Annotated in this window: 12 protein-coding genes; 5 read left to right on the top strand and 7 right to left on the bottom strand. The window is 71.1% G+C overall.

Annotated elements, in window-relative coordinates; translation table 11 throughout:
* Window positions 1-142: 142 nt before the first annotated feature.
* The 4 genes from AW273_RS04455 to AW273_RS04440 all read right to left on the bottom strand — a co-directional run bounded on the left by AW273_RS04455 (window position 143) and on the right by AW273_RS04440 (window position 3501).
* Window positions 143-940, bottom strand: a complete 798-nt coding sequence (locus AW273_RS04455) for a hypothetical protein (protein ID WP_062345488.1) — start codon at window positions 938-940, stop codon at window positions 143-145.
* 19 nt (window positions 941-959) lie between these two features.
* Window positions 960-1259 (bottom strand): DUF4193 domain-containing protein, encoded by a 300-nt coding sequence (locus AW273_RS04450; protein WP_030454398.1) that lies wholly within the window; start codon window positions 1257-1259, stop codon window positions 960-962.
* A gap of 233 nt (window positions 1260-1492) precedes the next feature.
* Window positions 1493-2788: a sensor histidine kinase gene (locus AW273_RS04445; RefSeq protein WP_062346100.1), complete on the bottom strand. Its 1296-nt coding sequence runs from the start codon at window positions 2786-2788 to the stop codon at window positions 1493-1495.
* Window positions 2789-2847: 59 nt separating this feature from the next.
* On the bottom strand, window positions 2848-3501 hold the full coding sequence (locus AW273_RS04440; protein WP_062345487.1) for a response regulator transcription factor: 654 nt from the start codon (window positions 3499-3501) through the stop codon (window positions 2848-2850).
* A gap of 191 nt (window positions 3502-3692) precedes the next feature.
* Between AW273_RS04440 and AW273_RS37750 the strand changes: the two genes are divergently transcribed.
* Window positions 3693-3857: a hypothetical protein gene (locus AW273_RS37750; RefSeq protein ID WP_198168003.1), complete on the top strand. Its 165-nt coding sequence runs from the start codon at window positions 3693-3695 to the stop codon at window positions 3855-3857.
* A 69-nt stretch (window positions 3858-3926) separates the two neighbouring features.
* Here AW273_RS37750 and AW273_RS04435 read toward each other — a convergent pair whose 3' ends face one another.
* Both AW273_RS04435 and AW273_RS04430 read right to left on the bottom strand, forming a co-directional pair.
* On the bottom strand, window positions 3927-4736 hold the full coding sequence (locus AW273_RS04435; protein WP_062345486.1) for an inositol monophosphatase family protein: 810 nt from the start codon (window positions 4734-4736) through the stop codon (window positions 3927-3929).
* Between the two features lie 64 nt (window positions 4737-4800).
* Window positions 4801-6726: a S9 family peptidase gene (locus tag AW273_RS04430; protein WP_062345484.1), complete on the bottom strand. Its 1926-nt coding sequence runs from the start codon at window positions 6724-6726 to the stop codon at window positions 4801-4803.
* A gap of 30 nt (window positions 6727-6756) precedes the next feature.
* Here AW273_RS04430 and AW273_RS04425 point away from each other — a divergent pair, with 30 nt between their 5' ends.
* Window positions 6757-7719 carry a ferrochelatase gene (locus tag AW273_RS04425; protein WP_062345482.1) on the top strand — a complete coding sequence of 321 codons (963 nt, stop codon included), beginning with the start codon at window positions 6757-6759 and terminating at the stop codon, window positions 7717-7719.
* On the opposite strand, the gene AW273_RS04420 is transcribed toward AW273_RS04425, so the two are convergent.
* Complete coding sequence (locus tag AW273_RS04420; RefSeq protein WP_062345480.1) at window positions 7710-8864, bottom strand: lytic transglycosylase domain-containing protein; 1155 nt, start codon at window positions 8862-8864, stop codon at window positions 7710-7712. The genes AW273_RS04425 and AW273_RS04420 overlap by 10 nt on opposite strands.
* A gap of 173 nt (window positions 8865-9037) precedes the next feature.
* On the opposite strand from AW273_RS04420, the gene AW273_RS04415 reads away from it, so the two are divergent.
* The 3 genes from AW273_RS04415 to sepH all read left to right on the top strand — a co-directional run.
* On the top strand, window positions 9038-10240 hold the full coding sequence (locus AW273_RS04415) for an MFS transporter (RefSeq protein WP_062345478.1): 1203 nt from the start codon (window positions 9038-9040) through the stop codon (window positions 10238-10240).
* Window positions 10237-11514: a D-arabinono-1,4-lactone oxidase gene (locus tag AW273_RS04410; RefSeq protein ID WP_062345476.1), complete on the top strand. Its 1278-nt coding sequence runs from the start codon at window positions 10237-10239 to the stop codon at window positions 11512-11514. Before AW273_RS04415 ends, AW273_RS04410 begins: the two co-directional genes overlap by 4 nt.
* A gap of 317 nt (window positions 11515-11831) precedes the next feature.
* Window positions 11832-12733, top strand: a 902-nt coding sequence (sepH, locus tag AW273_RS04405; RefSeq protein WP_157555563.1) for a septation protein SepH, incomplete at its 3' end; no start/stop codon positions are given.

The following is a 12733-nucleotide window of genomic DNA, read 5'->3' as shown; positions in this document are numbered from 1 at the left end:
TACGAACAACCATACGTAAGGTCCCCGGAACCGCCCATACCCCCATCGACGTGCACAATTCATTACGTCAAGTGTGAGAATGATCTCCCGCAGGTCGTGACCTGTTACCGAATGGTTTAGACCATGGGGTAACGGTTTGATATCAGCTCTGCGGAGCAGGGGGAAGACCGCGCTGACGGCGCAGATCGGCGCGCACGGCCTGGGCCAGCCGCTTGGTGGCGAGCCGGTTGAGCGTTCCTCCGGCGACGGCGCCGGTGAGGAAGGGGCCGAGGGTGGTGAGGTGGCGGCCGAGGGTCCGCATGAGCCGGTTGCGCAGCGAGGTCTTGGCCGCCGCCCCGAGGGCGAGCGTGAGCGACGAGGGTGTCAGGGGGTCGACCCCACGCTGTTTGGACCAGGCGACGGCGAACTGCGCCGCCTGCGCGGGCCGGGTGCCGGGCACCTGCACGCCGTAGACCTCGTGGAGCTCCGCCAGCAGTTTGACCTCGATGGCGGCCACGACGACGGTCTCGGCGACGAGCTGCGCCGGAGCGGAGAGGAGGAGAGGGGGCGCGGCGAACTCCGCCGCGGCCAGGGCGCCGCCCACGGCGCCGACGGCCATCGTGGCCTTCGTCGCGGTGCGGACGAGGTCGTCGGCCAGTTGCTCGCCGGTGAGACCGTAGTGATGTTCCTGCAGGGTCGCCAGATCGCGGATCGGCAGCCGCATGGCGACGGTCACGAACAGGTCGGCCAGCCAGCGGCCGCGGCCGACCCCGCTGGCGCCCGCCTTCCTGGCGGACGTGGCCAGTGCCCCGCTGAGGCGGCCGAGCAGCCTGCGCCGCTCGGCGCCGTCAGTTTCCCCCGGTTCATCCTGCCTGACAAGCTTGCCGATGATCTCGGCGACTTCGTCGTCGCCTTCGCGATCTCTGTTCTGATCTCTGGTCTGATCCGCTTCCGAAGCCATCAACGGACCCTTCCCGGAATCAGGCCGCGCACTCGCGACAGACCTGCTGTCCGTTCTTCTCGGAGGCGAGCTGGCTGCGGTGATGCACCAGGAAGCACCGTGAACAGGTGAACTCGTCGGCCTGCCGAGGGATCACTCGGAGCGAGAGCTCCTCGTTCGACAGGTCAGCCCCCGGCAGCTCGAGCGACTCGGCCAGATCGGTCTCGTCGATGTCGATGCTGCCCGACGACTTGTCGCTGCGCCGCGCCTGGAGTTCCTGAAGGCTGTCTTCGCTCAGGTCGTCGTCAGTCTTGCGCGGGCTGTCGTAGTCGGTAGCCATTTGCGTACTCCATCCCCCTCATCTATATCTCTGACGCTTCGGGAGGGTGGCGCCCATACCGGGCATTCGGTACCCCGGATGAATGGACGCTGAACCTCCCGACTCGCGAGGGTGTTCCCCACCTCGGCTCCGGTTAGCCAAATATGGCGAAACCACAGCATTGGCGGGATGACCCACCGCGTTCGACGGCACATCCAACCACATTGCGCGAGTGGATGTGCAGCAGGGCACGATCACCGCGCCGAGGGAGTCGCCGCGGGGGCCGAGCCCGGCAGTCGCACCGTCACCACGAGGCCGCCGCCGTCACGCGGGACCGCCGTGACCGTCCCCCCGTGGGCGCGCACGATGGCACGCACGATGGACAGTCCCAGTCCCGCCCCCTTGGCCGACTCGATCCGGTCGGCGTGCAGCCGCCGGAAGGGCTCGAAGAGCGCGTCGACCTCGTAGGCAGGGACCAGAATGCCGGTGTTGGCGACCTGAACAACGGAGGCCCCGTCAACGATTCCCGATCGCACCCAGACTTTTCCGCCGGACTCGTTGTTGTACTTGATCGCGTTCTCGACCAGGTTGCTGACGCACCGTTCGAGCAGCACCGGATCGCCGGTGGCCTGGGCCGGGTGGAGATCGTACGCGACGTCGACGCCCGCTTCGGCGGCGAAGGGCGCGAGCTGGTCGACGGCGGTCTTCACGACGTCCTGGACGTCGACGGACTTGCGCACCGACAGGTCGCGTTCGCTGCGGGCGAGCAGCAGCAGGCCCTCGATGAGGCGTTCGTGCCGGGCGTTGGTGCCGAGCAGGGTCCGGCCGAGCACCTTCAGGTCCTCGGAGGCCTCCGGGTCGGACAGGGCGACCTCCAGGACGGTCCGGTTGATCGCCAGCGGCGTTCTGAGCTCGTGGGAGGCGTTGCCGACGAACCTGCGCTGGGCGTCGAAGGCGCTGTTGAGCCGGGTGAGCATGGCGTCGAAGGTGTCGGCCAGCTCCTTGAGCTCGTCGTCGGGGCCCTGGAGGTCGATGCGCTCGTGGGCCAGCGAGGTCTCCGAGAGCTTGCGGGCGGTCGCGGTCATCTGCATGACCGGCTTCAGCGCCCGGTCGGCCACGACGTAGCCGAGGATCAGGGCGAGGATGCCCACCCCGAGCAGGGCCATCAGCGACCGCTGGAGCACGTAGGTCTGGGCCGCCTCGATGGTCGCGCTGCGCTGGCCGATCCAGTAGTCGTCCCACATCTGCGCGAGCTCCGCCGGCACGTCGCCGCCCAGGGGCACCGGCGTCCAGGCGTCCTTGATGGCCCAGCCGACCAGCGAGTACATGACGAACACCAGGAGCGCCCCGGCGGCGAAGAACATGGCGCCGTAGGTGATGGTCAGCCGCCACCGGATGCTGAGGCGGCCGGCCAGCTCCTTGACCTGCTCGGCGAGCGGCGGCCTGACCGGCTGGGCGTCGCTGGGCGGCGGCCCGTCCCAGGCGGGCGGGCCGCTCGGCGGCGGGGGCTGCTGGCTCCGGTAGGGGCCGGTGCCCACCGGCGACGTCATGCGGTCGGCTGGCTTGGGGCGCTCCGCGGTCACCTCTTCTTTGCGTTCGGTCCAGTCGGTCACAGTTTGTACCCCACTCCAGGCACCGTCTCGATCACCTGGGGCTCGCCCAGCTTCTTCCGCAGCGTCATCATCGTCACGCGGACCACGTTGGTGAACGGGTCGATGTTCTCGTCCCACGCCTTGTCGAGCAGGTCCTCCTGGCTGACCACGGCCCCCTCGGCGCGCAGCAGCTCCTCCAGGACCGCGAACTCCTTCTTCGTCAGCGTGATCTCGCCGCCGTCCCGGGTGACCAGGCGTTTGCCCGGGTCGAGCCGGATGCCCGAACGTTCGAGGACCGGCGGCAGGGCGGCGGCCGACCGGCGGCCGAGGGCCCGCACCCGCGCCACCAGCTCCATGAAGACGAACGGCTTGGCGAGGTAGTCGTCGGCCCCCAGCTCCAGGCCCTCGACCTTGTCGTCGACGTCGCCGCTGGCGGTCAGCATGATGATCCGCGAGGCGCTGCGCTGCGCCACCAGGCGCCGGGCCACCTCGTCGCCGTGGACCTTGGGCAGGTCGCGGTCGAGCACGATCACGTCGTAGTCGATGTAGCCCGTCTTCTCCAGGGCCGCGGCACCGTCATAGGCGACGTCGACGGCCATGGCCTCCCGGCGCAGACCGGTCGCGATCGCGTCGGCGAGCACCCGCTCGTCCTCCACCACAAGCACCCGCATCGGGCTTCCTCCTTCATCAGGTGGGTTCATTCTCGCGGCAGTGACCGTAAGTGCACGGTAAGCCGCATCCCGAGATGGAGAAATTTCCATGTTTAGGCGTTTAAGCGGGGTGGGTAGAGGTGGTCATACCCCCGAGCCTGCGCGTCCGCTTCCGCGTCGGCTCGATGAAACCCCATAGGAAAGAAGGTGAGATGGGCGAGTTCACGACCACGATCGAAACCCGGCTCGACCAGGCCTACAAGGGACTCCAGGAGGCCGAGTCGTCCGGTGACGTCTTCCTCGCCGACACCCTCACCGCCGAGATCGAGGATCTTCGGAGGCTGGCCGACGACCACGGCATCCCGCTTCAGCGCTGACTGACCCAGGCTGAACTCCGAGCAGCGGCGGACCCCGCCCGGCCGACCGGCCGGGCGGGGTCCGTCTTCCTACCGGTCTCGTTCCGGGTCCAGCGTCAGCAGCAGGTCGTGGAGCTGCCCGAACAGCCCGGGCGCGGCGGCCAGGCCCATTTCGACGTTGTACGCCGTCCCGCGCAGCCCGCCGACCTTCGCGCCCGCCTCCTGGGCGATCAGCCCGCCGGCGGCGTGGTCCCAGTAGTTGGTGCCGCGCTCGTAGTAGGCGTCCACCCGCCCGGCCGCCACCGAGCACAGGTCGACCGCGCACGAGCCGCCGCGGCGGATGTCCCGCACCCGGGGCAGCACCTCGGCCAGCACCTGGGCCTGGACGGCCCGCCGCCCGGCGGCGTATCCGAAGCCGGTCGCGACCAGCGCCCGGTCGAGCGGCACCCCGGTCGAACAGGTGATCGGCCGGTCGTCGAGGAAGGCCCCGCCGCCGCGCACGGCGGTGAAGACCTCGCCCATCGGCGGCACGTTGACCACCCCGGCCACGATCTCCCCGTCGACCTCGACGGCGATCGACACCGACCAGGCGGGCAGCCCGTAGAGGAAGTTGACGGTCCCGTCGATCGGGTCGACGACCCAGCGTGCGTCGCCCGCGCCGGGGGTGTCGCCGCCCTCCTCGCCGAGGATCGCGTCGTCGGGGCGGTTCTCGGCGATCCGGGCCCGGATCAGGTCCTCGGCGGCGCGGTCGAGGGCGGTCACGACGTCGGTGGGGCTGGACTTGGTCTCCACCACTTCGGGGCGGGCCGACAGCGCGGCTCGTTCGGCGAGGAGCAGGTCGCCCGCCTCGATCGCGATGCTCCGGGCGAGATCGAGGAATTTGTCCGGGTTCAGCGGCATGCGCCCAGGCTATCGAGGCCGGTTGAACGGCTCGTTTCGCGCCTCGGTCCTCACGACGCGGGGGTCAGGCCACCGAGCCGGGCCGCCGCCACTCCTCGCCCCGCACATGGTGGGCCAGGAAGGCGAGGATCGTCTCGTACCAGGCGACGGTGTTGCCGGGCTTGAGGATCCAGTGGTTCTCGTCGGGGAAGTACAGGAACTTGGCCTCGGCCCCCGTGCGCTGGAGGTCCCACCACAACCGCAGGGCCTCGCCGATCGGCACGCGGTAGTCCTTGTCGCCGTGGATGACCAGCATCGGCGTGCTGATCCGGTCGAGCCGGTGGTGCGGCGACAGGCGTTCGTAGCGCGGCGAGCCGGGCAGGCCGAACTCGCGCTGCCAGTAGGAGGAGACGTCGGTCGTGCCGGCGAACTGGTCGAGGTTCCACAGGGAGGCGTGGGTGACGATCGCCTTGAAGCGGGAGGTGTGGCCGGCCACCCAGTTGGCCATGTAGCCGCCGAACGAGCCGCCCATGGCGGCGGTGCGGGTCTCGTCGATCTCGGGGAGCTTGCACGCCGCGTCGGTGACGGCCATCAGGTCGCCGAAGGTGACCGGGCCCCACTCGCCCCAGCCCCGGTCGATCATCTCCTGGCCGTAGCCGGTCGACATGGCGGGGTCGGGCAGCAGGACGGCGTAGCCCCGCGCGGCCATGATCCACGGGTTCCAGCGCCACGACCAGTCGTTCCAGCTTCCGAGCGGGCCGCCGTGGATCCACAGCAGCAGCGGGGCGGGCTCGTCGGAGGCGGGCAGCACCAGCCAGGCGTGGATCTCGGTGCCGTCTTCCGCGGTGGCGGTGATCTCGGTGAGCGTGCCGGGCAGGTCGGGGACCGGGGTCGGCGACGGCAGGACGACGTAACCGCCCTCGACGAGCTTGACCGGCGCCGGCGGGTGGTCGACCGCGCCGCGCAGGGCGTAGACGGTGCCGTCGGGGGCCACGTTGATCTCGGTGTAGGCGCCGTGGTCGGGGGTGACCCGGCGGCGCTCGCCGTCGAGGGACACCGCGAAGATCGGGCGGCGGCCGCGGTCGTCGCAGGCGGCGTACAGGAAGGAGGAGTCGGGGGCCCAGGCGATCGAGTAGCCGGAGTCGCCCAGGGCGCGCTGGTCGCCGGTCTCCAGGTCGATCAGCCACAATTCGCCCCTGGCCGAGACCGTCTCCGAGGTGAGGCGCTCACGGTGGCACGCAATGTAGCGGCCGTCGGGCGAGACCACGACGGGGCCCTCGAAGTTGTGGTCGTCGTCGCTCGCCAGGACCCGGCGCTCGCCGCCCGTCAGCGCGACCACGCGGGCGCGGTAGTCGCCGCCGGGGAAGTCGTCGCGCCACAGCGCCACGACGGTCGCGCCGTCGGGGGTGACGTCGAAGGAGGTCCGCTGCAGGGCGTTGCCCGCGTCGGGGGTCAGGTCGCCGTGCTCCAGCGAGAACAACCGGGGGCCGCCGGGGCCGATGTCGTGGTCCCAGAAGCGGACCGGGTAGCCCTCGTGGAGGATCGCGCTGATCCCGGCCTCCTCGCGTTCCTTGCGGCGGTCGCGCTCGGAGTCGAGGTCGCCGGGGAAGACGTCGGCGGCGTACACGATCGAGGAGCCGCCGGCCCGCACGCCGGAGATCCCTCCCGGGCGGGTGGCCAGGCGGCGGGCCTCGCCCGTCTTCGGCAGGAGCCACAGGGCGGGCCGGTCGTCCGCGTCCTTCTCGGCGGGGTCGGGGCGGGCGGACACGAAGAGCAGGTCGCCGTCCGGGGTGAAGACGGCGCCTCCCTCTCCCTTCGCCGACCGGGTCAGCCGGGTGGGCTCGCCGGACGGGTCGAGGGGGATGTCGTAGATCGCGGTGCCGTAGCTCTTGCGGTCGGGGTTCAGGGACTGCGTGACGGCCACGAGCCGGGAGCCGTCGGGGGCGAGTCGCAACGACGCCGTCCGGGGGACGGCGACGTAGTCACGCACATCCTGGAAGATCGAGCTCATCCGTCGAACCTACCCCCCTAAGCTGGGCACATGGGGAACTACGACGCGATCGTCGTGCTGTCGTTCGGCGGGCCCGAGCGGCCCGAGGACGTGCTCCCGTTCTTGGAGAACGTGGTGCGCGGACGGGGTGTGCCGCCCGAGCGGCTGCTGGAGGTCGAGGCCCACTATCAGTCGATGGGCGGGGCCAGCCCGATCAACGCGCAGAACCGGGCGCTGGTCGAGGAGCTGCGCAAGGTCGTCGACCTGCCGGTCTACTGGGGCAACCGCAACTGGCACCCCTTCCTGGAGGAGACCGTCGCCCAGATGAAGGCCGACGGGGTCCGGAAGGCGGCGGCGTTCGCGACGGCGGCCACGGCGTCCTATTCGAGTTGCCGCCAATACCGCGAGGACATCGCGCGGGCCGCCGCGGCGGTGCCCGGCGGCCCCGAGCTGGTCAAGATGCGCCACTTCTACGACCATCCGGGGTTCGTGGCGGCCATGGCCGACCGCACCCGCGCGGCCCTCGCCGAGGTCGGCGGCGAGGCGCGGCTGGTGTTCACGGCCCACTCGATCCCGGTGTCGATGGCCGCCTCGGCCGGGCCGCGGGGCAACGGGTACGAGCGGCAGTTGCGGGAGGCCTCCGCGCTGGTCGCCGCCGAGGTCGGGGCCGGCGACTTCGACCTGGTCTGGCAGAGCCGCAGCGGGCCGCCGCACATCCCGTGGCTGGAGCCCGACGTGTGCGACCACCTGGAGACCCTCCACGCCAAGGGGGTCGAGTCGGTCGTGCTGGTGCCGATCGGGTTCGTCTCCGACCACATGGAGGTGCTCTACGACCTCGACGTCGAGGCCCGCGACCGCGCCGGCGAGCTGGGCATGCGCCTGGCCCGCGCGGGCACGGCCGGCACCCACCCGAGGTTCGTCGAGATGATCCGCGACCTGATGAACGAGCCCGAGCCGACGGCCTGTCCGGTCACCTGCTGCCCCGCTCCCTCGCGCCCTCGGCCTCAGGGGTAGGCGCGGGCGTAGGCGCCGGCCAGTCCCAGCACCTTGTTCACGTAGTCCCACGAGTGGTTGTAGGCCCACACGGCCTTCCTGAGGCTCTCGCCGCCACCGGCCGCGCCGGTGGCGCACAGGTAGTTGGCCGCGCCGGGCACGGCGTCGTAGGCGTTCCAGATGTCGGCCACCCCGTCGCCGTCGCCGTCGACGCCGTAGGCCCGCCAGGTGGCCGGCATGAACTGCATCGGCCCGAGGGCCCCGGCCGACGAGGGCCCGTTGTTGCGCCCGTGACCGCTCTCGACCTGGCCGATCGCGGCCAGGACCGTCCACGACAACCCCGGGCAGACGGCCGCCGCCTTCTGGTACAGCTCCAGGTAACTGGCCGGGCGGCCGACGAGGGTGGTCCGGGCGGCGGGCTGCCGCGCCGCCTCCTCCTTGACCTTCCCGATGGGCACGACGCTGGAGCCGTCGCCCATCAGCTTGCGGACCCGCGTCCCGCTCACGTTGTCGCCGTGCACGAGCACCACGACGCCGTCGGAGAAGCCGAGCCGCGCCCCGAGGTCCTTGGAGATCAGGCCGTCGATGTCGGGGAAGCCGAGGTGGGCCGAGGCGGCGATGCGCAGGCGGGGGCCGTTGTCGACCTGGTACTCCTTGCCGAGCACCATGCCGAGCCGCTTCATCACGGCCGGGTCGGCGACCACCTCGCCGCGCGCGATGGCGCTCCACACCTCCGGATGCTGGGCGACCGGCTCGGGCGTCCAGGAACGGAACTGGGCCGGTTCGACCGCGAGCAGTTGCAGCGGGTGGCCCGACAACCTGACCCCGCCGCCGCCCACCAGGGCGACCTTCTCGACGTGTTTCACCTTGGCGATGCGCAGCACCGTCTCCTGGGGCACCGGCCGCGGCGCGATGCCGAGCAACTGCGGCGGGGTGACCGGGACGCCCGGCCCGCCGATCTGCCGGGGCGGCGCCGACGGCGCGATCGGCTGGGGCGGCGCGGCCGGCGGCGGTGGCGACACGGCGGCCTCGCCGGAGACGGGACGGCCGGTGTCGTTGAGGAGGAACACACCGCCGGCGGCAACCGTCAGCACGATGGTCGCGGCGAGCCCGGTCACGAGGGCACGGAGCGGCGTGAACCGGGGATGACGGGGAGCCTGGTTCACGTTGGTACCTTATCGACCGGAAACTCACTTGCCATCCACATCGGCCGTGAGCCATGGTCAGAAGAGTTTCAAGGGGAGTAAGCAGTAGTCGTCCGCGTGCCATCCCAATCCCCCATGGCCGCAGCCGTCATCGGCTCGCCCGGACGCTTGGGAACGGGTAGAGGACTGCTCTCATGCGTACGTATCGAGGTCTGTTCCGCACGCCAGGTGCGAAGGGCTTCGTCATCTCCGGTTTCGTCGGGCGTATCCCCATGTCCATGCTGGGCATCGGGATCACCCTGCTCGTCTCGGCGGTCACCGGATCCATCGCGACGGCGGGCGCCGTCGCGGCCGCCTTCGCTCTCGCCACCGCGGTGGGCGCGCCGGTCATGGGGCGGCTGAGCGACCGCTTCGGGCAGGCCCGGATCGTCGTGCCGGCCGTGCTGGCGCACGGCGGCGCGCTGGTGGCGCTGATGCTGCTGGCCCACGCCGAGGCCCCGGTGTGGACGCTGTTCGCCGCCGCCGCGCTGGCCGGCATGACGGCGGTGCAGCTCGGGTCGATGGTGCGGGCGCGCTGGTCGCACCTGCTCGACGACCCGGCCAGGCTGCACACCGCGTTCTCGTTCGAGTCGGTCGCCGACGAGGTCATCTTCGTCACCGGCCCGGCCTTCACCGCGCTGGTGGCCACCTCGCTCAACGTGTACGCCGGTCTCATCGTCGCCGTCGTCCTGGCGGTGTCGGGCACCCTGGCGTTCTCGCTGCTCAAGTCGAGCCAGCCGCCGGTCGTGCGGCACCGGGAGCACCGGGGCTCGCCGATCGCGATCCCGGGTGTGGCGCTGCTGTCGGTCGTCCTGCTCGGCATGGGCGCGGTGTTCGGCACGGTCGACATCGTCACCGTGGCGTTCGCCCAGGAGCACGGGCACAAGGCCGTGGCGGGGCTGCTGCTGGCCTCGTTCAGCGCCGGGTCGATGGTCTCGGGTCTCTGGTACGGCTCCCGCGCCTGGAAGCTCACCCTCCGCAGCCGGTTCGTGCGCGGCCTGGGCGTATTCGCCGTCGGCCTGACCCCGATCGTGCTGATCGGCGAGCCGGCCCCGATGGCGGTCGCGCTGTTCTTCGCGGGCCTGGCCATCTCGCCCACCCTGATCACCGGCTTCTCGCTGATCGAGCGGCTGGTCCCGGCCCCGCAGCTCAACGAGGGCATGTCGTGGTTGTCGACCTCGATCGGGTTCGGCGTGGCCATCGGCGCGTGGGCGGGCGGGCACCTGGCGGAGACCTTCGGCGCCTCCAACGCCTACGGCTTCGCCTTCGGCTGCGCCCTGCTGGCGGCCCTCGTGGGCCTGCTGGGATCCGGGTGGCTACGCACGCCGGTCGTTTCTGAGTATCGTTCGCGTTCATGACGTTCACGAACTGGGCGGGCAACCAGTCGATCACTCCGGCTGAGACGCGCACGCCCCGTTCACCCGCCGAGGTCGCCGAGGCGGTGACCGCCGCCGGGCGGCAGGGCCGCACGGTCCGCATGGTCGGCACGGGCCACTCCTTCACGGGCGTGGCCCTCACCGACGGGATCATGCTCCGGCCCGAGGGCCTGACCGGGATCCTGTCGATCGGCGACGACACCGTCACCGTGGCCGCCGGCACGCCGATCCACGTGCTGAACGTCGAGCTCGACCGGCGCGGGCTGGCGCTGGCCAACATGGGCGACATCACCCTCCAGACCGTGGCGGGCGCCGTCCAGACCGGCACCCACGGCTCCGGCCGGTCGGTCGGCGGGCTGGCCGACCAGGTGACCGCGCTCGACCTCGTGCTGGCCGACGGCTCGACCGTGACGGTCTCGGAGGGCGACCTGTTCGACGCGGCCCGGGTCGGGCTGGGGGCGCTGGGCGTGGTGACGGCGGTGACCTTCCGGGTCGAGCCGGCCTTCCTGCTGCGCAACCAGCGTTCGCCGATGCGGTTCGGGGAGATCCTCGACGCCCTCGACACGCTCACGCTGGAGAACGAGCACCTCGATTTCTTCTGGCTCCCCCACACCGACCTGTGCCTGGTGAAGCGGAACAACCGGGCGACCGGCGGGCAGCACGCGCCGGGCCGGTTCCGCACCTGGCTCGACGACGTCTTCGTGGAGAACACCCTGTTCGGGGCGGCCAACCGGGTGGGGGCGCGGTTCCCCGCGATCATCCCGCCGGTCAACCGGCTGTCGGGGGTGGTGCTCGGCACGTCGGAGAGCTCCGACACGGCGTACAAGGTGTTCACCAGCGTGCGCGAGGTGCGGTTCCTGGAGACCGAGTGGGCGATCCCGCGCCGCCACCTGGCCGACGCCCTGCGGGAGGTCCGCGCCCTGGTGGAGCGGTCGCCGTGGCGGATCTCGTTCCCGGTGGAGGTGCGGGTCACGCCGCCCTCGACGGCCTGGCTCTCGACCGCCTACGACCGCGATTCGGCGTACATCGCCTGCCACGTCTACCGGCGCACGCCGAACCCCGGCTACTTCGCCGCCGTCGAGGAGATCATGACCGGGCTGGGCGGGCGGCCCCACTGGGGCAAACTGCACAACACGGACGCCGCCTACCTTTCCCAGGTATATCCGCGTTTCACTGACTTCCTCGCACTACGTGACCGGCTCGACCCGGACCGCCTCTTCGCCAACGCCTACCTGGACCGTGTCCTGGGCGCCTAGTTCTCCGTTCAGTTGACCCAAGTTCACCTCCATCCAGTACGTCTCACGCGAGAATCCGACCAGGACCCTGAATCGCTTGCTCAACCAGCCCGTCTATAGCAGGGTGAACGCGACGAAGCGAGACGCGGGCGGCCACCGGCCGGCCGTGGCCCGCGCCGCCAATCCGCCCTATGGAAATGTGACCGGCTTCATGTCGCCTCCGCAGCCCCTGGAGAAGGCGATGTTCGGACATGCCGGGTACGGTGCTTGGAAGGCAACCGGCTCACGCGAGAGACTCAAGGGTCCGGGGGAAGATTTCGCACGACGAAGGGACTCGCATGCAGGAGCTCCGTCTCGTCGCGGTGAGTGAGGACGGCACCTATCTCGTCCTGGCCACGGCCGGGAGAGGTACCCGCTTCACGCTGCCCGTCGACGACCGGCTCCGTGCTGCCGTCCGCGGCAACTTCTCCCGTCTCGGTCAATATGAGATCGAAGTGGAGAGCCCGTTGCGTCCCAAGGAGATCCAGGCCAGGATCCGCGCCGGTGAGACCGCCGAGGAGATCGCCGCCACGGCGGGCATCCCGGTCGAGAGGGTCCGCTGGTTCGAGGGGCCGGTGCTCCAGGAACGCGAATACATGGCCCAGCAGGCCCAGCGGTGCGCCGTCCGCCTCCCCGGCGAGGCCGCCGCCCGCCCCACGCTCGGCGAGCTCGTCGCCGAGCGCCTCACCCGGCGCGGCGTGCCCGCCGACGAGATCGACTGGGACTCCTGCAAGCGCGACGACAACCTGTGGCGCATCAAGCTCGGGTACGTCTGGAACGGCCACACCCGCCACGCCGAGTGGCTCTTCGACCCGCGCCGCCGCCACGTCTCCCCCTACGACGACGAGGCGATGCGCCTGTCGGCCGACGACTACGTCGAGCCGCAGGCCGAAGAGGCGACGGTCCGGCCGTTCGTGCCCCGGATAGCGGGCAAGCTCGCCCCGGTGCCGCCGCGCGACTACGACTACGACCTGGCCGAGCCGCCGCCGTTAAGGGTCGCCCCGACCGGCAACCTGCCCGACCACTTCTCCCCCCGCTTCACCCCCGACCCCGCCCCCGCGGCCTTCCACGAGCCCGAGCCTCCCCGCGCCGCCCCGTCCCCCTACCAGGAGCCGCGCTACGCGGAGCCACAGGTCAGCGCACCCGCGAGCTACGCGACGCCCGAGCCCCAGGAGCCGCGCCACACGCCGCCGCCGCAGCA

The organism is Herbidospora yilanensis, assembly GCF_001570565.1.
GTDB lineage: Bacteria > Actinomycetota > Actinomycetes > Streptosporangiales > Streptosporangiaceae > Herbidospora > Herbidospora yilanensis.
The sequence above is the reverse complement of the archived record's forward strand: the minus strand, read 5'-3'. Positions and strand labels throughout refer to the sequence as shown.